This is a genomic window from Fluoribacter gormanii (genome assembly GCF_900156395.1).
In the GTDB taxonomy this organism is placed as follows: domain Bacteria; phylum Pseudomonadota; class Gammaproteobacteria; order Legionellales; family Legionellaceae; genus Legionella; species Legionella gormanii.
Genome location: NZ_FTNL01000008.1, coordinates 24,061 through 44,560, shown reverse-complemented (window position 1 = coordinate 44,560; position 20,500 = coordinate 24,061). Strand labels below are relative to the sequence as shown.

Below are 20,500 nucleotides of genomic sequence, written 5' to 3'. Positions count from 1 at the left end.
AAATAAAAAATGGGATATGATGACGCTCTGTTGTCCCTCAGGAGAATCATTCTGAGCACATTTTTTAACGCTACATACACAGCGGCTGCTGCAATTTATGCAGAGTTTAAGTTTTATCCTTATTATAATCTGGGTTTTCATCTTGATGCATTTACCAGCTTTTTCTGCCATATATTTCGCGCTCTATATGACTTCACCGCATTCTTAATGCGTGTGTTAATTACTCCTTTTTGTCTTTTAAATCCATTTTCCTGGCCCAGTTTACCAGGCCACGCTTTAAATCTTGTTGATGACTTAGTGGGTACTGCACTTAGCCTGGTCAGTATTGCCATTCATCCTGTTATTTTTATAATCCGCACGCTGAGTTCTTTATTTCGAGGTTATGATGAAGGGACCGATTATGATTGGGGCGCAGAGCCAGAAGAAGAGGATCTGAACAAGGCCATGGCAATTTGGTAACCGTAAGAGTAGTGTTCATGCCTTATTCACCGATCGACTTCATTTCGAACATATGCGAGTTATCGCTCTGCGACTTCAACAAAAGACCCTTTTTTTAAAAAACTCATAATTAATTGTCTTGTTTTTGCATTATTCATAATAAAAGTATGATTGGAATTAACAATAACCGGTTCATTTTGACCTTCCAAACGAGCAGACTCAGGTGGTACTTTTGCATCATAACGCCCAGCAATTATTCCTATTTTAATATTTGGGACAGGCACATGATGAACATAGGATGATTGCTCTGAACTCAATTCAGCCAATGGTTTTATTGGAGAAGTGAGCATAGGAAACATCGTCGTAGAGAGTTTTGCTAATTTTGACCCTTGATTTGGTGGTGCCAACATGATGAGGCTCCCTATATTTTTTAATTGTTTTTGTGACAAGCTCGATAACGCCTCGCGGGTAATAATTCCGCCAAGACTATGAGTCACAAAATTAATTTTAACACCTGGATTTCTTGCTAATAAATTTTTAATAAATCGACTTAAATAAATACCATGTTCTTGAATGCTGTATTTTGGAGAGGGATAACTATAGGAATAAACATCGTACCCTTGTCTTTTTAGATAATTTTTTAATGGCCACATACTAAGAGAAGTACGCATCAAACCATGTATTAACACAATAATTTCCCGATTGTGCCTTACCTGAACAGAAGAAGCTGTCGGGTGAGTTTGCCTAGGATTAGGTAAAAATGCATAGGCTTGAGCCATGCAACTCATCCCAATAAAGATCATCAGCACAATCTGGGCAAACTGTCGGTTTTTAAGAATGGTTGCGGTCATTATTTCTCTTTATTTATTCAAACCATCACCATTCTAATTTAACTCCTATAGTCAGTTCAAAAAAAATTCTAATTAAAATGTATTTAATAAATTAATCGAATAAAATCCATCCCAATGGTGTTCACAAAATTGCCTATACATTATCTTTTTTTCTAAATTGGTAGATTTTTTACCTATCTTATGTTATCAACATTCGTACAGGTATGCATCAAGCAATAAATCATTCTATAGAGCCTGTGTAATTTAATAGCTCATTAGATAGCCCCCTATCATATTCAAAATTAGGAGTTTTTTATGTTGAAAAAAATAATGATGACCACTCTTTCTATTATCAACTTATCCGTTTTTCTTCCTGCTTATGCTGACGGAGATATGAGTTGTAAAGTGCAAGTTGCTGTGGCTACACCACCAATACCATTTGATCAAAATGTCGCATTTAATGTAACTTCTAATGAGCTGGGGTTAAATAAATCACTTACCCTAATGGGTGGAAAAGGACCTCAATTTATAGATAACATACCTTGTTCTCCAGCCCCTCTGACAATCAGTGCAACCGTGTACTCCACTCCAGGTTATACCTTGCAAGGCTCATCCATTGGTCAATGTGTATTAAAAGCAGGATATGTTGTTTTAAATGGTCCGGAAAATAGTGTATCCGTCGTATTTCCCTATGATTTTAATTGCGACAAATAATAAGCGCATTTGCCTATATCCCCAGGATGTGGGCAAATGCAGTATGATATGCTACCCGAAAATTAATTATCATCCCTCTTACAACGCATTCCCCAACTGGCGCCCACACAAGTAAATATAGCGCCCAGTAAAAACAGTGCAAACACTATATATGCGCCCGAAGCAAGATTTGTTGGGGTCACATTAACCTCTACTATAGCTTCTTTCTGACCATTCTTTGTTGAAGAAGAAATTTTGGTAGTACCCACAGGAGTGGAGATTTGATTCACTGTAATTGGAACTGCTACTACAGTACGAGAAATGGAATTGGTATAGGTTACTACATATTGACTTAAAAGTCCTATGAGGGCAGCCCCCAAGATTAAAGCCATAACCCAGGTAATAAAACCGTAAATAATTCCCAAATTACGTTCGGGACAATATAGGCGTCCTAAATAACCTGCCGCATAACCTGCTACAAGCGTAGAAATCACCACACCAACAATGATTCCCAACATACCACCAACAACTACTATAACAGATCCATTACTCATCGTTTTAAAAGCACTTAATCCGATAGCAATTCCGAAAAGATTCAATAAAAAACTGAGACCTACTGCAGTTAACGCACCAACAAAAATGGCGGTCCAGGAGATACGTTTATTTGGATGTATATGGCAATGTTCATGATCCGATGTAACATTATTTGTCATTTGAGTCTTCCTTATCTCATATCGAACATTATAGCTTCAGAATTATATATGAAGTTTTTTGGGACTGTTGCTCTCAATATATATTGGATCTTACAGCCTAGGATTAAATTGTTACATTAAAAAACTAGCCTATATATTTATATTTTTCAAGATCATATAACAACAGATAGACGAAATGTGACCTATCGAAATTCATATTTCCCTGGTTTCTGCTATTTGCTCAATGTTACGAGTAATATTCTTTGCAATCGTACTTAAAGGTAAATCGTTGTCATCTTTGCCAAACGGCTCTTCCAATTCCTCGGATAATATTTCCAAACCCAATAAAATATATACGATCATAACCATCATGGGAATAATCAAAAAACCGAATGTATCGACCCAGCCGAATGGGAACATGATGGCATAAAAAAGCATTGCTTGTTTCACAAAAAAGGCGAAGGCATAAGGGACATGAGTATTGGCAATTCGCTCACAGCCGCCTGTCATATCAATCAAATTGGCCATATGAGTATCTAAAGTCAAATATTGCTCCAGCTGCAGCTTATTTTCTTGGCGTAATTGATTCAGAATACGATACATTTTTTGCGTTACTAAAAGAACGGGATGTTTTCCCTCAAACTCATGAATACATAGGGAAAGCAATTCAGTTTGAATTTCTTTACTTTCTTTGCGTAAATGGGCTTTGATAATAATTGGTAATTTTTTTAACAATTCATAAAAATCAGGATATTTGTGTAATCCTATAAAGGCATCGAACTTTAAACCTAAATTTCTACAATTATTATTAATCGCCCCCCATAAAATTCGTCCTTCCCACCAGCGTGCATAACTGGTATTTACTCTAAAACTAATAATTATTGTTAAGATAAAGCTAAAAATCAGATGAAATTGGCCAACGCTATAACGGGTCGCGTTTTCAAAAAAACAAGCAATTATTACTGCATACAAGATAATAATTATTGTTATTGGTAATAATTTCCGAAACACTTTTTCTTTATAAAACAGAAAAAGATGAGGTACCCAAGTTAAAAGATTATGTGATCTTAATTTCATCGGTGCGTACTCTACGTAAAAAATACAGTGTAACTTGAGTGCGATTGTGAAGCAAAAAGTCATCTTCTCGTGACATAATCCGCTAAAAAAGTTTAATATGCGCACTCGATTCAAATAAAAGGATGTTCTGATTATGTTTACTTATATTACCGAACTCTTAAATAGAGGTCTTGATGGATTTGATGATACATTTAAAGACACACCAGCTCATCAAATTGTTTTTGCTACCGCCGCTCTTTATTTTCTATGGCAGCAATATCCTGCAATTGCTCAGGCTTATCGTTCGCGAAATAATAGTACATATAAACAACGAGTGATTGATATAACTTATGGCCTGGGTAAAAACTTACCTCAAGTAAAAGCATACATAGACAAAGAGCTGAATAAAGATCTCCAGAGTACCAAAGATAAACTAATGGAATTACGCTCCTCAATGGCATTACAAGACACAATTCCTGAAGAACACACGCCACCAGATTTGATTTTAAAAGAATTTGATATTAATCCAGAACAGTGTCTTTTTAACTTTGCTGAAGTAAAAGAGAACGATGAGGCAAGACAATTTACTGTACAACAAGGAGATGGTAAAGATTCAGGGGCACTATATGCGGTTCATCCTCAAGAACTTACCGAATTGCTTAAGGAAGTATATGCTAAAACTGCCTTAACCAATCCTTTGCATGACAAATGGCCACGCGTTATCGCAATGCAAGCTGAGATTATTCGCTGGTGCCAAAATTTATTTGGTGGTTCTAAAGATGGTTATGGTTTGATCACACATGGCGGCTCGACAAGCATTATTGAAGCAATGGCAGCTTATGTAATTCACGCGCGGGCTAAAGGGATCAAATATCCCGAGATTGTGGTTCCTGAAACAGCACATGCCGCATTTAAAAAAGCTGCAGATTTAACAGGAGCCCGCCTTATCACTGTTCCAGTTGATCCCCAAAAAGGCGCAGTTAATGCAAGTGAAATGAGGAAATATATTTCGAGCAATACCGCCGTAATCGTTGGCTCTGCGCCATCTTTTATGAATGGTATTCATGATCCGATTAGTGAGTTAGGCCAATTAGCACAAGAAAAGGGAGTTCCGTTTCACGTTGATGCTTGTTTAGGAGGATTTTTAACTGCTTTTCTTGATACCTCTAAGAATCCTATGGATTTTCGCGTTAAGGGAGTGACCTCCATTTCCGCCGATTTACATAAATATGGATGTTGTCCTAAAGGAACCTCTGTTTGCCTGTTTCGTGATGACTCCCCTGCTTTATCAGTATATGCCGCGTTAAACTGGTCAGGTGGGCTTTATACTACTCCAGGTATTTTGGACGGCTCAACCAGTGGCGCACGAATTGCAGAAATATATACCACGCTTTCATATTATGGGCGTAAAAAATATCAGGAAATTTCCGAGAGTATCGTAGCAATGCGCCAACGCCTGCAAGATAGGGTTGAACAACTTCATAAACCAAATGAATCAGGCAAACGAGATATCTCTATTTTTGGGAATCCGCAATGGTCTATACTGGGTTTTCGCAGCGACACGTTAAATCCACATTTAATTGCTGATGAATTAGAACAACGAGGTTGGAAGTTGAATTTATTGCAAAAACCCGATGGATTTCATTTATGTTTAACCCACGTACATACTTTAGTTGAAGATTTTGAAGATAAATTCATTAGTGATTTACAGGAAGCTGTAGCCGCTGTAAAAAAATATCCTGCAGATAAAAAGCCCAGTGGTAATGTTAAAGTCTATGGGGCCATAGGAATGTTACCCACGGCAGTACAAGAAATAGTATGCCGGCAATATCAAAGGGTACGTCTTTATTATGAAGCAACGTGCAGCAAATTAGGGCTATTTGCTACCAACAGCAAACAGGAAACAGAACAAGATGAACCAGAGGTTAAGAATGAGCTGAATTGTTAATTCTGAGATCATTTCGACTTGAATTGGATGGATGCAGATTTGTCATTCCCGCGAGGGCGGAAAATCTATCCCTGATTGAGTATTACGCCCTAGCAGAAATGGGTTCCCGCTTTCGCGGGACCCCCCGTTTTTTTCTTAACTTAATGGCTGTGTAGCTAGGGATGAGGAATCTACTACTCTACAACCATTGCCTGATTTGATTCTCCACTTCCAACGCTAAAGCATGATGTGCCATATCAGTAGGATGAACTGAATCTGCAAAAAGGTAGTTATTTGAAGTTTGTTGACATAAAATAGCTATTGGAGCCGTACATACAGGATCGGTAACATTTTGAAATAAAAACGATACCCCACTTATGACTGTTGGTTCCCCTGCTTTTGCATTACTGATTAAGTTATCCAACGCGGTATAAGTATCAAAATATAAAATTTTGGCTTTATTTCGTTTGGCACCTAATTTTTGATTAAGCAGCGAATTAAACATAAAACTAAGATTTTTTATTTTTCCTGGAAGCGATGGATCCCCGATTGCTACGGCCAATTGGTTTATAAACGGAGTAGCGCCAATATTAGGCTGAGACAAGATTACAAATTTTTGAGCGCCTCGAGCACTAAGAACATCAATCTGTTGAACAATTTGAGTTGTGGTCACGTCAATCAATTGCATGAACGCTATTGGATTAAGCTGTTCAGAAATTCCATAAAGCATATCGTTCGCACCTGACCAAATAAAGTATACAGCATTAGGATCCAGTTTCTTTGGTGCAGTAGACAAGTAATTTTGAACTTGGCGCTGAACAGATGGAGCCCAATAAAAATCTATTCCTGGTTCAGCTACAGTCCTACTTCCTCCACAAGCAAAATTAAACCCATTGGGTAGAGGTACGATAGGAGGCGCAGGCGGTTTAGAGGGATCATTAAAAATCGGCGTTGTATTATTGGTCATCTTGTCATCTATGGTGGGAAATAGAGTGCCTGCAGGCAGGAGTGGCGTCCCCATGATGTCATGCGCTACATATTGAGCCCAAGTATAACCATTAAACGTTGTAAACGTAGGCGCTTTATCAGGCATCCCATTGATGAGTGTAAACACATTATTAAAACCACTATCTGATAAGCTATCACCAAAAAAGTAAACTTTGGTAATTTTATTAAGTGGAATAGCTTGAGCAACATGAGGCAGCATACAGCCTAAAGAAAACATACTCATCAACACAACTAATTGTGTTTTGGCATGTAATATCATTTTTCTTATTTTAGTTAACATTCAATTATCTCCTTATAATGACTTAGCAGCTGTATCGTAATCCCAACGATACAATATTCTCTGTACCTTTGTAGTCAGCACTTACTTGATTGACTTCTAATGGCGCTGCCAGGCCGGGAACTCCTTCATTGGCTTGGGCAATATTCACTGATTGCTTACGAATAAAAATATGCGAGTAAGCACCATCAACTGAGAAATGATTGTTTATAAAATAGCTCAATCCAAAGTTTAACCAATATTGATCGGACTGAGGAATAAGAGGAGTACGATTTTGTAAATTGATTGGGGTCTGATTATAAGCAAATCCTCCACGTAACGTGAGGGAGGAATTGTAACGGTAATCAGCGCCAAGAGAACCGAAAAAGGTGTTATGCCATTTCATTGGCACAATATAAATTGTCTCATAGGCATCTGGGGTTGAAACAACAAGATCACCTAAATAATCCCAGAAATTAACCTGAGCTGTTGCCTTTAACGTCCAATCATTAATATCTCGAGCAACACCAATAGTTAATACCCCAGGGGTCTTAAAATTATTATTTACAGCGGTTTGACTATTGTATAAAAAAGTAGTTGCAGGAGAAGGTACTATATCGCCGATAATTGTATATTGCTCTCCATGACCACTTAAATTGGTGGAAATTTCCGAGCGGTAACTTACCCCAAAACGAGTAAACTGGTCCCACTGAAATAAGGCTCCAATAGTATAACCATAACCCCACCCATCACTTTTTAAATGACTAGGCTCTGTGGCTGCAATTAATAGGTCAATCGGAGGAACTCCCGTATTAACCCCATCAAAATGCGAAAAAATTGTTTTTAAATATTGAGCTTGAAAGCCAACACCTAGCGATAACTTTTCATTAACTTGATAGGCGAGGGTGGGATTAATATCAACAGAATTAATCTCACTTTTGACTGATGCATAACGTAATACAGAATCTTCGGAATATTTGTTATATAAATAGAATGGTTCGACAACAGCTAAGCCAAGGGTTAACTTATCGAGAGGTGTACGCCATCCAATATAACCTTGTGGAATGAACACTGCATTGCTGATGTTATGTTGGGAAGCACTCCCCTGAACCGGGCCGGCAATATTAGATGGTGGCATACCTGGCACATAAAATGTGTGAAAAGCTTCTCCATTAATCATACTGATTTGTGGAATAAACTCACTTGCACCAAGATAAATCTGATTTTGCTGTATGGTAGATAATGTTGCTGGGTTGTTAAACAAGGCAGAAACATCATTACTTGCCGCTGCGGAACCAGCCATTGCAGAACCTTGCAAGCTTGGGCTAGTTTCATTTAGTTGCAAACCAGCAGCAGATGCAGATAATCCGACAAAAAATTGAGACAATATAACAGCCGCTGCAAATTCCTTATTTAAGAAATGTGAATTACTCACCTTAGACTCCTTTCTTCATTTCATTGCACTTCATTTTAAAATTCAGCAATTACCTTGTCAGATTTGCAAAGAAAGTTCAAATCTATTTTTATTTTCTTATCAAACTAACATGACTTTTAGCCTAAATGGAGCATGCCCATAGCAGATCGTAGAAAAGGAGGTCATATGGTTTTTGGATTGCTCGATATATTTAAGCCGGTTAAGATAGATAGAACTTAAAAATCTAAAGGAATAGATCCATGAATGATTTTTTTCAAACTCCGCCCCGTTTGGGTAATCAATATGATGAGGATCGAGTTTTAAAAACTTATCTGGAATGGAAACTTCCCTCTTCCATGTTGATGGAAATTCAACCTGAATTGTATCGTCTTGGTCAGCGAGTTATTGAAGACATCTACAAATTAGGCCAAGAAGCCGAAGCATCTCCCCCTAAACATATACCCTATGACCCTTGGGGTAAACGCATTGACCATATTGAAGTTTCCCAAGCATGGAAAAAGCTCGACAAAATCGCTGCAGAAGAACAATTAATTGCTATAGGGTATGAACGACGACATGGTGCATTATCACGCATCCATCAATTTGCCAAATTGTATTTATTTCATCCTTCATCGGCAATCTATACTTGCCCTCTTGCAATGACTGACGGGGCTGCTCGAGCATTGGAACTGTATGCAGATGAGTCCTTGAAAAAACATGCATTTCCCCATTTAACCTCCTCTGATCCTGCTCATTTCTGGACCTCTGGACAATGGATGACCGAACGCACTGGAGGTTCTGACGTAAGCGGCACATCAACCATTGCAAAACGGGATGGTTCTCATTATCGTCTCAATGGCGTTAAATGGTTTACTTCTGCCACAACATCAAAAATTGCCATGACTCTTGCCCGTATTGAAGGAGCCCCCGAAGGCAGTAAAGGACTTAGTCTGTTTTATCTTGAACTCCGAGATCAGATGGGCAAACTGAATGGCATACATATTAATCGCTTAAAAGATAAATTAGGTACTCGTGCCCTTCCCACTGCCGAATTAACTCTGGAAGATGCTCCGGCGTTATTAGTTGGAAAAGCTGGGGATGGGGTTAAAAAAATATCATCTCTGTTTAATATTACTCGCGTTTACAACGCCTGCTGCGCTGTTGGTTACATGCGACGAGCCCTTGCACTTGCTCGTGATTATGCTACGAAACGGGTTGCTTTTGGCCACACTCTCTCAAAGCATGTACTGCATCTGGAAACATTGGCAAACATGCAAGTCGAATTTACCGCTGCATTCCATCTGGTTTTTCATGCCGTTGAGCTGTTAGGAAAAGATGAATTAAATGAAGCAACGGAAATGGAACGTGCTGTACTGAGACTTTTAACTCCTCTGATAAAACTTTATACGGCAAAACAGGCAATCGCCCTGATTAGCGAAGCCTTAGAAGCTTTTGGAGGGGCTGGCTATATTGAAGATACAGGACTTCCACAATTATTAAGAAATGCACAAGTACTGTCTATATGGGAAGGAACAACTAATATTCTAAGTCTTGATGCATTGCGCGCTATTCATAAAGAGAATGCAGCAGTACTTTTTCTTGAGGACATGCAAAAGCGATTAAGTCAAATTAACAATAAAGAACTCACTCAGTCTCAAATAAAAACACAATACGCCGTTCAAAAGTTGAAAAAATATATTCAATCCATGTCCCAGATGAGTGATGAAAAACAACAGGCTGGAGCACGACAACTTGCATTTGGATTGGCACAAACCTATGCCGCCAGCTTATTATTAGAACAGGCCCAATGGAGCCTGAACAACAATAAGGATACCCTACCCGTAATGACGGCAACTCGTTGGTGTGAAAAAAGTCTACCTGAATTGGTTCATTTTTCGGAAAGTTATAAAAAGGAATCACAAATACTGGCAATGGATTATAACGGCTTTCACTAGATTCATTTCCAGTGAAAGAAATAAAACGTAGTGACTATACTTTTAGATAAAGCTACCTATGGAGTTATAAACATGAATGTTTCACTGCCGCGCTTTTTATTTTTTTTCATTTTACTTTTTTTATTTCCCTTGATCTCTAGAGCCACAACAGATAGCTCAACCAGTCTGGTTGGGAATCAGGGTTATGATCTCGTTTCCTATCAGCAAAAAAGTGGACCTGTACGAGGAAATGGGAACCATGTCGTATTTTATCATGATGTTGCTTACATTTTTGCAACCACGGAAAATAAAAAAATATTTGCAGCAAATCCTGAAAAATATCTACCTGCCTATGGAGGATATTGCGCTTATGGAGTAGCTTCTGGTCACAAAGTAATTAGTGATCCTTTAGCATGGAAGCTTGTAAATGGAACACTTTATCTGAATCTAAATAAACAAATACAAGATATTTGGCTAAAAGATATTCCTGCTAATATCAAAAAAGCAGACGAACAATGGTCAAAAATAAAAGATAAAAACCCTTCTATTTAAGCTTTTTTTTCAACAATTGTTTGGATTCAAAGCACGGTTAAATCCGTGCTTTTGTGTTACAAAGAACACTTGCATTTACCCCTAAAGGCCTTTATTGTTGATCCCCCACTAATAACTAGTTTTATGAAAATTAAGGGAATTTATGAAAAAAATAGGGCTTTTAGTTGGTTTTTTGTTTTTCTTAAATGATGGATTTGCCAAAACGCCAATTGTTGCTCCTCAACCCACTTCTTGTATTACAGGAAGCTTGAGCTCAACGGGTACAAAAAGCTGGCAAACTATTTCACTGAAATTAACTAACAATTGCAATCAAAGCGTAGACTTTCAAAACGCTACAATAACATTTTCTAATAACAGTAATTTAAACACCTCTTTTTGGGGAAATTTTTCGCCTTTATCCTATCCAGTCAATACATTACAAATTACATCACAACCCCAAAGTAACGGTACCTACTTATCCTCGCTCTCATTACAATTCCCCACCTATCCAGGTGCCAATAGTAAGCTGCCTAAAGGAAGTTTTTTTACAATAATTTATGGGGCGCCTACTGCAGATTACATCGCCAATAGCGTTCTTGTTTATTTAAATTCCCCAGTATCTACAGGTAATATTAATTTAATTAATGCAACAGCAAAACCTGCGAATGTATCGCAAAATTATGCCTTAGTTAATTTAACTTTAAATGGACAAACTATAAGTACAGTCCAGGTTCCCTGGTCTGGACAACAACTGATATCGGGCCTCTCAGCCGGAACTTATACCGTTTCGCCAACTGCTGTTACAGATAGCAATGGAGTCGTGTATCAAGGCGTTGCAAATCCTACAAACTTAACCGTTTCTGCAGATACCACCGTTTCCTCTACACTTACCTATACAGCAATGCCAACAACAGGAAACATAAATATCACCTTACCTGCGTTACCATCCCAATTATCAGGTTATACGATTCTACCTACGGTAACTTTAACTCGGATGGATAATCAGAGCGCCATCAATGCACAAGTACATTGGAGCACTACGAATGTAATTAGTCAGTTAGCTAATGGAGTTAGTTATAGTTTTTCTACTCCAGCGATAGCCTACAACGGATATAATTGTACCCCGGTATTCACTCCAACATCGGCTACAGCAGCAGTTTCTGCCCCAACAGTACAACTCACCTATAACTGCGTTCAAGTAGCTTTAGACAGCGTTCCCATTACAATAACAGGAGCCCCCTCCTCTCTTTCTTCCATTAATGTAACCTTTACTCCTAGTGGCAATGGTTCGGCTGTAAATGAAACAATTTTATTAAGCAATGGCACAGGAACGAGTAATGTCAACTTAACTGATGGGGTCGTTTACACAGTCAGTGCAACAGCAGTTAATGGTTATACAATAAGTTATTCTCCCCAACCTTTAACCGCATCATCTACTGCAACAGAAACGATTACTTATACTCAAAGCACAACCACTGGCGGCAGAATTATAGGTTACTTACCAGGCTGGGTAACACCACCATCCGCTACTGCTTTAGCTAATGCTGGTTATACCCATATTCTTGTTGCTTTTGGGGTATTTAGCACTACATCCCCAGGACAAATTACTTCGGCCTTCGATACTGTATCAGCAAGTTACATTCAATCATTGCATAACGCAGGCATTAAGGTATTGCTTTCTTTAGGCGGCGCCTCCTCAAGCATCCCCAATACCACAGTAAATTTTCATCAGGTATTGGCTGCTGCCTCTTCACCTGCAGCATTCCAACAAACCTTCATCACTTCATTAGAAAATCTTGTATCTCAATATCATTTTGATGGGTTTGATATCGATATTGAAAGTGGGTTAAACGCAGGCGGAACGTTTACCAATCCTACAGGTGATATTGCCGTTTTAGCGAATATTATCAATACACTGCATACCAACCATCCTGATTTGCTTCTTACCTTGGCGCCACAAACTGCTAATGTTGCTGCCACCTCAGGATTTGATGCAACATGGGGGAACTATGCATCATTGGTGATGCAAACTCATCAATCTTTAGAATGGGTTGGGATTCAAATGTATAACGCAGGTTGTACCTTCGGCATTGACTTAATTTGTTATGATCCAAACAATACAGCTACTCCCAATGCTTCGGTAGCCATGGCAACTGATTTATTAGAAAATTGGCCTGCAGTCACCAGTTCAGGACAACAGACCGGATTCCAACCATACATCAGTTATCTAACCCCATCTCAAGTAGTCCTTGGTTATCCTGCGCCCAATGCATCAGGACAAAGTGATGGCTCACCCGCAGCAGTCATTAGTACAATCAAACGAGCTATACAATGCTTACGTACAGGGGTCGCAAGTTCATCAAGCTGTGATACCTATGTTCCACCACGAGCTTATCCGGGATTTGGTGGTGTTTTTGACTGGGAAGTAATTCATGATCAAAATAACAATTATCACTTTGCAACCAGTTTGGTAAACTGTGTCATTAATAATAATTGTAATTAATTATGGCCTGGGCGCAGCACAACGGCATCGCCATTAAGTTAATTGTCATTCCCGCGAAAGCGGGAATCCATTCTTAAACGAGCACTGTTCACGGCTAGAACTGAGTTCCCGACTTCGCGGGAATGATAGTTTCTGTACCCAAGCTATTAGAGTAAACTATGGAAAATTCCGGACTGCTTTTAATCGCGATGGCATTTCTATTAGGCCTTCGTCATGGTTTTGATTTGGATCATCTGGCAACGATTGATTCAGTTACACGGATGGTCAGCGCACATCGAACTCTGGCCAAAATTGTAGGTTTTTTATTTTCTCTTGGACATGGTAGTGTAGTTATTTTAATCAGCTTAATTATTGGCAACGGGGTGAAACCGATAATCGTTCCCCAATGGCTAGACGGACTCGGAAACAGTATATCGATTACTTTTTTATTGATTTTTGGATTATTAAATCTCTGGAATGTGTTCCGCAACCAATCCACTCCTCCTCTGCCAACCAGTTTAAAAAACTACTTGGCAAAGAAATTAATTCGGAATAACTTTAATCCTTTTTTAATCATCTTAATCGGAGCACTCTTTGCCCTGTCCTTTGATACGGTAAGCCAAGTTGTTTTATTTTCTCTTTCCGCACGAGCCATGGCTGGATGGTTATTTTCAGGAGTACTTGGCATCGTTTTTATGCTTGGGATGATGGTTTCTGACGGATTAAATGGGTTATTTGTTTCAACTTTGATCCAACGTGCAGACTCAGTATCTCTTTTATTCTCTCGAATGGCTGGTCTTATTATTGCATCATTTAGTTTGATTATTGGTATGATTAATTTAATCCAAATGTATAATTAGAAATTTAATATCAGGTCATATAATGCATGAATTGTGGCTGTGTAAAAGTATTCTCGAAATAATTAAGCAGAAAGCAGATACAGCACAGTGTGCTCGAATAAAGAAAATAGTTTTAGAGATTGGACAACTTGCTGCAGTTGAGAAGAATGCCCTAATTTTTGGTTTTACTGTAATTGCCAAAGGAACAGTGGCTGAGAACGCCGAACTTAACATCATTGATATTCCTGGAGAAGCGCTCTGCGAATCGTGTCAAAAACGGAGTCCTTTGCAACAGTATTATGATGCATGTCAGGCTTGTGGAAGTCATGCATTAAAGGTTATTCACGGTGAAGAATTACGAATTAAATCTATGGTGGTCGAATAATGTGTGGAATTTGTGGTTGTTCTGAAGAACATAATGAAATGGAGCATCATGTACATCAACATGTACATCAACATGGACATGAGCATGGGCATCAACAAGAACATCATGTTCATGACGAACATCTGATTCATGTGGAGCAAAATATTTTAGCTAAAAACCAACAATTTGCTCGCAACAATAAAAGTTTTTTAGCTAAAAAAAATATTTTAGCCTTGAATATCATGTCAAGTCCGGGTTCAGGAAAAACAACCCTTTTGGCAAAAACCATTCTGGATTTAAAACAGGAATTGGATATTGCAGTTGTAGTAGGTGATCAACAAACACAGTATGATGCAGAACTCATTAAAGCCAGTGGCGGCAATGCCCTGCAAATAAACACAGGAAAAGTCTGTCATTTGGATGCACATATGGTGGGTCATGCCTTAGAAGATCTTCCTCTGAAAGAAAACTCACTCTTATTTATCGAAAATATAGGCAATCTTGTTTGTCCTGCATTATTTGATTTAGGCGAACAATTCAAAGTAGTTATTCTCTCCGTCACAGAAGGGGATAATAAACCATTGAAATATCCGGATATGTTTCATTGTGCCGATCTCATGATCATCACCAAAATGGATCTGCTCCCTTATGTCAATTTTGATCTTGAACAGTGCATTAAATACGCGCGTCAAATTAATCCAAACATTGAAACGCTTACCCTTTCAACGAGCCATGGAGATGGTTTAAATGATTGGTATGAATGGCTAAGACAAAAGCAAATAAATAATCGTGTCTAAACAAATCGAACGATTAAGAATAATCATTCAAGGACAGGTTCAGGGTGTTGGCTTTAGACCTTGTGTTTACCGGATTGCCAAACAACTTGATCTCACTGGATGGATCCAAAACAATGCGTACGGTGTACTGATTGAAGTACAAGGGATTTTAGCTGGTCATTTTATTGCTCATTTACAAAATAACTTGCCTCCGCTTGCTAAAGTAAATGATATTCACCAGGAAACCATTCCCTTACAAGCCAATGAGACACTTTTTAAAATTATTGAAAGCCAAAAAGGCAGAGTAAATACCCTCATTACTCCTGACATCTGTATTTGCTCCGAGTGTTTAGAGGAACTCTTTGATCCTCGAAGCCGCTATTTCCGTTATCCTTTTTTGAATTGTACGCATTGCGGCCCTCGATTTACCATTACTCGCGATCTTCCTTATGATCGCAATCAAACCTCAATGGATTTATTCCCTTTATGCGTGGAATGCCAAGCAGATTATAATAATCCTGAAAACCGACGCTATCATGCTCAACCTACATCCTGTATCCATTGCGGCCCGCAACTTTCATGTTCTGTAGAAGAAATAGCACAATGTATTTTGCAAGGCGAGATCATTGCCTTAAAAAGTTTGGGTGGTTACCAACTCATATGTGATGCGCGCAATGAAACTACGGTAGCCAAGTTACGTGCAAGAAAAAAACGTGATGCGAAGCCCTTCGCGCTCATGGTTGTGAACAGTCTAAGCGCAAAACGTCTTGTCAGGATCAATCAACAAGAACAAAATTCATTAGAAAGCATTACCCGCCCTATTGTTTTACTCAAAAAAAATGATGAATTGAGGGAGCTCAATCCTCAAATTGCTCCCGGTTTAAACATTTTAGGAATCATGCTTCCATACACTCCATTGCATTATTTACTTTTTAATGCGCTTATTGGAAATGAGGACGGTTGTGGCTGGTTAAACGAGTTTCAAGACATTACATTAGTAGTTACAAGCGCCAACTTAAGTGGTGAACCACTTATAATTGGAGACCATAGTGCCGAGCAAGAGCTCAATCATGTTGCAGATAAAATTGTCTCCTACAATCGTCAAATTGTGACGCGTGTAGATGATTCAGTACTACGTCTGATGCATCAGACCCCTGTATTCATTCGTCGCTCTCGAAGTTTTGTACCGAACCCAATCCAGCTCCCCCATGAAATTCCAACAACCTTGGCCGTAGGCGGACATCTAAAAAATACATTTTGCATTACTCGTGGTAATGAAGCCTTTGTTTCCCAACATATTGGCAGTTTAAATAACAAAGCAACCATTGAATTCTTTCATGAGTCATTAAATCATTTGTTACGTTTTCTTGATGTAACTCCAGAACGAATCGCTCATGACTTACATCCCGATTTTTACACGACATACTTTGCCGAGTGCTATGGAATTCCTGCTTTTGCAATACAACATCATCATGCTCATTTGGCTTCAATTATCGCAGAACATGGCATCAAAAAATCAGTCCTGGGTTTAGCTCTTGATGGGTATGGATATGGCAGCAATGGAGAGGCCTGGGGTGGCGAGTTTTTTTTATTAGAAAAAACGAGGTGTACTCGAATTGGATCTTTTGTTCCAATCCTGCAACCCGGTAGAGAAAATGCAGCTCGCGAACCCTGGAGAATGGCTGCCAGTGTGTTACATCATTTAGGACGTGGCAATGAAATTACACAACGATTTTCTGAGTTTCCACAAGCACACTTGATTCAGCAAATGCTGGATAAAAAAATAAACAGCCCCGCCACAAGCAGTTGTGGCCGCTTGTTTGATGCAGCAAGTGCATTATTAGGAATTCAATTAATCTCGCATTACGAAGGACACGCAGCGATGCGTCTAGAAAGTCTCGTGACTCAGGTACAAAGCATCCCCAATGGGTGGCAAATAAAAGAGAATTGCTTTGATATGATGCCCACCCTCGAACTGCTGGCTAATTGTCCTGATCCTATAACTGGAGCCAATCTTTTTCACGGGACACTGATTGCGGGTCTTGCAGAATGGATCAAGCAAACCTGTCGAGAAAGGAAAATTGATATGGTAGTATTAAGCGGAGGCTGTTTTTTGAATCAAATATTGACCGAAGGATTAACCGCTGTACTAAGTGAATACGGTATCACCTCTTTTTTACCGCGAGCTCTTCCCCTCAATGATGGAGGAATTTCCCTCGGACAAGCCTGGATTGCGGGGAATTTATGATTAATATAGTCGGGACTCAGGCTGAAAGGCATATCCAGATTTAATAAGAACAAAGGATAATTTATGTGTTTGGCGTTACCCGCACAAATTATACAAATTCTTGATGATGCCAAAGCGATAGTCAATGTTGGTGGTATCACTAAAGAAATATCAACTGAATTATTAGATGAAATCGCATTGGGAGATTATGTGGTTATTCATGTTGGCTATGCATTAACACGACTCGATGAACTCGAAGCACAAAAAACCCTGGATTTATTTGCTCAAATGGCTCAGGGTGCATCGGCATGAAATACATTGAAGAGTTCAGAAATGGCAATTTTGCAAAAGCGCTCGCCAAAGCAATTGAGACACAAGTTGATCCGGATCGACACTACCAGTTCATGGAGTTTTGTGGCGGTCATACCCATGCCATTCATCGTTATGGAATTCCGAGCTTATTGCCAAATAATGTCGAAATGATCCATGGTCCTGGATGCCCTGTCTGTGTTTTGCCTATGGCTACAACGGATAAAGCAATGGCTTTGGCCGCATTACCTAATGTGATTCTCTGCAGCTATGCAGATATGGTGCGCGTTCCAGGCACAGGACAAAAAAATCTTTTGCATGCCAAAGCAAAAGGCGCTGATGTACGGATGATTTATTCAGCGAGCGACGCATTAAGAATTGCTCAAGAAAACCCTCATAAAGAAATTATATTTTTTGCTATTGGCTTTGAAACCACAACACCTCCAACAGCATTGGTTATCCGCCAAGCGCATCAACTAAAGCTCAGTAATTTTAGTGTTTTTTGTAACCATGTTTTAACACCCGTGCCTATGGATCACCTACTGCAATCCAACGAAGTCAAACTCGATGGGTTTATTGGTCCTGCTCATGTCAGTATTGTGATTGGTAGCCAACCCTATGAAGCAGTATGCAAAAAATACAACAAGCCCATTGTGATTTCAGGCTTCGAACCTTTGGATGTACTGCATTCTATTTTAATGTTAATTCAGCAAACCAATGAGCAACGATGTGAGGTAGAAATTCAATATACTCGGGCAGTTAATCGCTTGGGAAATCAGCTATCCCAACAAATTATGGCTGAAGTATTTGAATTACGTGATCAATTTGAATGGCGTGGCTTGGGACTTATTCCTCAAAGTGCTTTAAAAATCAGAGCCGAATATGCTGAGTTCGATGCAGAAAAACGTTTTGATATTCCTCACTTTACCTCCCAGGAGCACAAACAATGCATTTGTGGTGAGGTACTGCGTGGTGTAAAAAAACCAATAGAATGTAAATTATTTGCCAAAGCTTGTGTCCCCGAAAATCCATTAGGTTCCTGTATGGTGTCTTCTGAAGGCGCATGTGCTGCGGTATATGCTTATGGGCGGGTGAATGCATGATGACTGAAGCGATAATGTCCAAAAAAGTAAAAGCACCAAAACTCAATTTTAAAGAAGGCATTATTAATTTAACTCATGGCAGCGGCGGGCGCGCCATGGCACAATTAATCGAGCAAATGTTTTTAGCTGCCTTTGATAACCAGTGGCTTGCAGAAAGAAATGATCAGGCTTGTTTTTCAGTATCCGCAGGTCGAATGGTCATGACCACAGATGCACATGTAATCTCACCTTTGTTCTTTCCCGGAGGTGATATTGGTTCCTTATCGGTGCATGGAACAGTAAATGACATTGTGATGTCCGGTGCAAAACCATTATACCTGTCCGCCAGTTTTATTTTAGAAGAAGGATTTCCACTTGCTGATTTACAAAAAATTGTCAACTCGATGGCGGCTGCCGCACAACAGGCTCATATTCCCATTATTACCGGTGATACCAAAGTAGTCGAACGCGGCAAAGGGGATGGAGTGTTCATTACCACTACGGGAATTGGGGTAGTCCCTGAAGGCATCCAGATCTCTGGTAACAGAGCGAAACCCGGCGATCGGGTACTAGTCAGCGGACATATCGGCGATCATGGTGTTGCCATTATGGCTCATCGAAATAACTTACAATTTCAAACAACAATACAATCAGATACTGCTTCGCTACACGATTTGGTGGCTCATATGATTGCTGCAGTCCCTGATATTCATTGTTTGCGTGACCCGACTCGTGGAGGTCTCGCAACCACATTAAATGAACTTGCTTTGCAATCCCATGTTGGTTTTATCATTGATGAAAGCAAAATCCCGATTCGTACCGAGGTTGCCAGCGCGTGCGAGTTGTTAGGACTTGATGCGTTATATGTCGCCAATGAGGGAAAACTAGTAGCCATTTGTGCTCCTGACGATGCACATACCTTATTAGCCGCAATGCGCGCACATCCTTTGGGAGTTCATACGGAAATTATTGGCGAAGTGATTGAAGACCCACGACATTTTGTGCAATTAAAAACAAAATTTGGCGGCATGAGAATTGTTGACTGGTTGGCCGGAGAACAATTACCGCGGATTTGTTGAATTAAAGCAGGTTTAATTGGAACCATAATGGAGGAAAAACAATATTATGTAAATTTGTTGGCTAGCAAAAAGTATGGCACATTATACGTAGGGGTCACCAGCAATTTGGCACAGCGAATTTATCAGCATCAAAAAGGATTACTCCAAGGATTCACAAAGAAATATAATGTGCATCAATTGGTTTATTATGAAATCCATTCCGATGTGTATGAAGCGATAACACGAGAGAAGCAAATTAAGAAGTGGAATAGGCAATGGAAAATAAATCTAATTGAGCAAAATAACCCTCAGTGGTTAAATTTGAATAAGGAATTGTTTTGATGGATGGATTCCCGCCTGCGCGGGAATGACAAGACATGGAAATTTAAGTGGCAGCGGCACCAATGATTCAAACCGAATCCTGCCATTCTCACGCAGGCGGGAATCCATAGACTTGGTTACAATAATTATTGTCATTCTCACGCAGGCGGGAATCCATAGACTTGGTTACAATAATTATTGTCATTCCCGCGCAGGCGGGAATCCATAAGCTTGGTTATAATAATTATTGTCATTCCCGCGCA

At 39.3% G+C, this 20,500-nt stretch carries 19 protein-coding genes; 14 read left to right on the top strand and 5 right to left on the bottom strand.

Translation table 11 applies throughout. The annotated features are described in order from the left end of the window. Positions 1 to 9 precede the first annotated feature (9 nt). Entirely contained in the window at positions 10 to 459 is a 450-nt protein-coding gene (locus tag BW930_RS06705) for a hypothetical protein (protein ID WP_238587887.1), read from the top strand. A gap of 59 nt (positions 460 to 518) precedes the next feature. Here BW930_RS06705 and BW930_RS06700 read toward each other — a convergent pair whose 3' ends face one another. After that, positions 519 to 1,289: an esterase/lipase family protein gene (locus BW930_RS06700; RefSeq protein WP_058468646.1), complete on the bottom strand. Its 771-nt coding sequence runs from the start codon at positions 1,287 to 1,289 to the stop codon at positions 519 to 521. A gap of 294 nt (positions 1,290 to 1,583) precedes the next feature. Here BW930_RS06700 and BW930_RS06695 point away from each other — a divergent pair, with 294 nt between their 5' ends. Then, positions 1,584 to 1,982 carry a hypothetical protein gene (locus BW930_RS06695; protein WP_058468645.1) on the top strand — a complete coding sequence of 133 codons (399 nt, stop codon included), beginning with the start codon at positions 1,584 to 1,586 and terminating at the stop codon, positions 1,980 to 1,982. A gap of 62 nt (positions 1,983 to 2,044) precedes the next feature. Here BW930_RS06695 and BW930_RS06690 read toward each other — a convergent pair whose 3' ends face one another. Further along, positions 2,045 to 2,674, bottom strand: a complete 630-nt coding sequence (locus tag BW930_RS06690) for a hypothetical protein (protein WP_058468644.1) — start codon at positions 2,672 to 2,674, stop codon at positions 2,045 to 2,047. A gap of 192 nt (positions 2,675 to 2,866) precedes the next feature. Then, complete coding sequence (locus BW930_RS06685; protein ID WP_058468643.1) at positions 2,867 to 3,730, bottom strand: bestrophin family protein; 864 nt, start codon at positions 3,728 to 3,730, stop codon at positions 2,867 to 2,869. A gap of 133 nt (positions 3,731 to 3,863) precedes the next feature. Here BW930_RS06685 and BW930_RS06680 point away from each other — a divergent pair, with 133 nt between their 5' ends. Continuing rightward, the gene (locus tag BW930_RS06680; RefSeq protein ID WP_058468642.1) at positions 3,864 to 5,657 is read left to right on the top strand and encodes a pyridoxal phosphate-dependent decarboxylase family protein; all 1,794 of its coding nucleotides are present in this window, start codon (positions 3,864 to 3,866) and stop codon (positions 5,655 to 5,657) included. Between the two features lie 178 nt (positions 5,658 to 5,835). Here the strand turns inward: BW930_RS06680 and BW930_RS06675 are convergent, their stop codons facing one another. Both BW930_RS06675 and BW930_RS06670 read right to left on the bottom strand, forming a co-directional pair. Next, positions 5,836 to 6,924, bottom strand: coding sequence for an SGNH/GDSL hydrolase family protein (locus BW930_RS06675; protein WP_058468641.1), 1,089 nt, complete (start codon positions 6,922 to 6,924; stop codon positions 5,836 to 5,838). Positions 6,925 to 6,946: 22 nt separating this feature from the next. Next, the gene (locus BW930_RS06670) at positions 6,947 to 8,335 is read right to left on the bottom strand and encodes an OmpP1/FadL family transporter (protein ID WP_058468640.1); all 1,389 of its coding nucleotides are present in this window, start codon (positions 8,333 to 8,335) and stop codon (positions 6,947 to 6,949) included. A gap of 239 nt (positions 8,336 to 8,574) precedes the next feature. Between BW930_RS06670 and BW930_RS06665 the strand changes: the two genes are divergently transcribed. The 11 genes from BW930_RS06665 (at position 8,575) to BW930_RS06615 (ending at position 20,258) form a co-directional block, all read left to right on the top strand. Next, positions 8,575 to 10,269, top strand: coding sequence for an acyl-CoA dehydrogenase family protein (locus tag BW930_RS06665; protein WP_058468639.1), 1,695 nt, complete (start codon positions 8,575 to 8,577; stop codon positions 10,267 to 10,269). A 72-nt stretch (positions 10,270 to 10,341) separates the two neighbouring features. Continuing rightward, positions 10,342 to 10,800 carry a YHS domain-containing (seleno)protein gene (locus BW930_RS06660; RefSeq protein ID WP_058468638.1) on the top strand — a complete coding sequence of 153 codons (459 nt, stop codon included), beginning with the start codon at positions 10,342 to 10,344 and terminating at the stop codon, positions 10,798 to 10,800. Between the two features lie 142 nt (positions 10,801 to 10,942). Then, complete coding sequence (locus BW930_RS06655) at positions 10,943 to 13,282, top strand: glycosyl hydrolase family 18 protein (RefSeq protein WP_058468637.1); 2,340 nt, start codon at positions 10,943 to 10,945, stop codon at positions 13,280 to 13,282. Between the two features lie 158 nt (positions 13,283 to 13,440). Next, positions 13,441 to 14,121 carry a HoxN/HupN/NixA family nickel/cobalt transporter gene (locus BW930_RS06650; protein ID WP_058468636.1) on the top strand — a complete coding sequence of 227 codons (681 nt, stop codon included), beginning with the start codon at positions 13,441 to 13,443 and terminating at the stop codon, positions 14,119 to 14,121. Positions 14,122 to 14,143: 22 nt separating this feature from the next. Beyond that, positions 14,144 to 14,485 (top strand): hydrogenase maturation nickel metallochaperone HypA, encoded by a 342-nt coding sequence (gene hypA, locus BW930_RS06645; RefSeq protein WP_058468635.1) that lies wholly within the window; start codon positions 14,144 to 14,146, stop codon positions 14,483 to 14,485. Beyond that, positions 14,485 to 15,261 (top strand): hydrogenase nickel incorporation protein HypB, encoded by a 777-nt coding sequence (hypB, locus tag BW930_RS06640; protein ID WP_058468634.1) that lies wholly within the window; start codon positions 14,485 to 14,487, stop codon positions 15,259 to 15,261. The genes hypA and hypB overlap by 1 nt, the downstream gene beginning before the upstream one ends. Then, positions 15,254 to 17,488 carry a carbamoyltransferase HypF gene (gene hypF, locus BW930_RS06635; protein WP_238587886.1) on the top strand — a complete coding sequence of 745 codons (2,235 nt, stop codon included), beginning with the start codon at positions 15,254 to 15,256 and terminating at the stop codon, positions 17,486 to 17,488. Before hypB ends, hypF begins: the two co-directional genes overlap by 8 nt. A 63-nt stretch (positions 17,489 to 17,551) precedes the next feature. Next, positions 17,552 to 17,779: a HypC/HybG/HupF family hydrogenase formation chaperone gene (locus tag BW930_RS06630; RefSeq protein WP_058468633.1), complete on the top strand. Its 228-nt coding sequence runs from the start codon at positions 17,552 to 17,554 to the stop codon at positions 17,777 to 17,779. Next, entirely contained in the window at positions 17,776 to 18,879 is a 1,104-nt protein-coding gene (gene hypD, locus BW930_RS06625) for a hydrogenase formation protein HypD (protein ID WP_058468632.1), read from the top strand. Before BW930_RS06630 ends, hypD begins: the two co-directional genes overlap by 4 nt. Next, a complete protein-coding gene (gene hypE, locus BW930_RS06620) occupies positions 18,876 to 19,937 on the top strand; it encodes a hydrogenase expression/formation protein HypE (RefSeq protein ID WP_432416321.1) in 1,062 nt (353 codons plus the stop codon). The genes hypD and hypE overlap by 4 nt, the downstream gene beginning before the upstream one ends. Positions 19,938 to 19,964: 27 nt before the next feature. Next, the gene (locus tag BW930_RS06615; protein ID WP_058468631.1) at positions 19,965 to 20,258 is read left to right on the top strand and encodes a GIY-YIG nuclease family protein; all 294 of its coding nucleotides are present in this window, start codon (positions 19,965 to 19,967) and stop codon (positions 20,256 to 20,258) included. Positions 20,259 to 20,500 lie beyond the last annotated feature (242 nt).

Excerpts from the sequence above, each read along its gene's own strand:
- BW930_RS06705 (WP_238587887.1), top strand. The coding sequence starts at position 10 with ATGGGATATGATGACGCTCTGTTGTCCCTCAGGAGAATCATTCTGAGC.
- BW930_RS06700 (WP_058468646.1), bottom strand. The coding sequence starts at position 1,289 with ATGACCGCAACCATTCTTAAAAACCGACAGTTTGCCCAGATTGTGCTG.
- BW930_RS06695 (WP_058468645.1), top strand. The coding sequence starts at position 1,584 with ATGTTGAAAAAAATAATGATGACCACTCTTTCTATTATCAACTTATCC.
- BW930_RS06690 (WP_058468644.1), bottom strand. The coding sequence starts at position 2,674 with ATGACAAATAATGTTACATCGGATCATGAACATTGCCATATACATCCA.
- BW930_RS06685 (WP_058468643.1), bottom strand. The coding sequence starts at position 3,730 with ATGAAATTAAGATCACATAATCTTTTAACTTGGGTACCTCATCTTTTT.
- BW930_RS06680 (WP_058468642.1), top strand. The coding sequence starts at position 3,864 with ATGTTTACTTATATTACCGAACTCTTAAATAGAGGTCTTGATGGATTT.
- BW930_RS06675 (WP_058468641.1), bottom strand. The coding sequence starts at position 6,924 with ATGTTAACTAAAATAAGAAAAATGATATTACATGCCAAAACACAATTA.
- BW930_RS06665 (WP_058468639.1), top strand. The coding sequence starts at position 8,575 with ATGAATGATTTTTTTCAAACTCCGCCCCGTTTGGGTAATCAATATGAT.
- BW930_RS06660 (WP_058468638.1), top strand. The coding sequence starts at position 10,342 with ATGAATGTTTCACTGCCGCGCTTTTTATTTTTTTTCATTTTACTTTTT.
- BW930_RS06655 (WP_058468637.1), top strand. The coding sequence starts at position 10,943 with ATGAAAAAAATAGGGCTTTTAGTTGGTTTTTTGTTTTTCTTAAATGAT.
- BW930_RS06650 (WP_058468636.1), top strand. The coding sequence starts at position 13,441 with ATGGAAAATTCCGGACTGCTTTTAATCGCGATGGCATTTCTATTAGGC.
- hypA (WP_058468635.1), top strand. The coding sequence starts at position 14,144 with ATGCATGAATTGTGGCTGTGTAAAAGTATTCTCGAAATAATTAAGCAG.
- hypB (WP_058468634.1), top strand. The coding sequence starts at position 14,485 with ATGTGTGGAATTTGTGGTTGTTCTGAAGAACATAATGAAATGGAGCAT.
- BW930_RS06630 (WP_058468633.1), top strand. The coding sequence starts at position 17,552 with ATGTGTTTGGCGTTACCCGCACAAATTATACAAATTCTTGATGATGCC.
- hypD (WP_058468632.1), top strand. The coding sequence starts at position 17,776 with ATGAAATACATTGAAGAGTTCAGAAATGGCAATTTTGCAAAAGCGCTC.
- hypE (WP_432416321.1), top strand. The coding sequence starts at position 18,876 with ATGATGACTGAAGCGATAATGTCCAAAAAAGTAAAAGCACCAAAACTC.
- BW930_RS06615 (WP_058468631.1), top strand. The coding sequence starts at position 19,965 with ATGGAGGAAAAACAATATTATGTAAATTTGTTGGCTAGCAAAAAGTAT.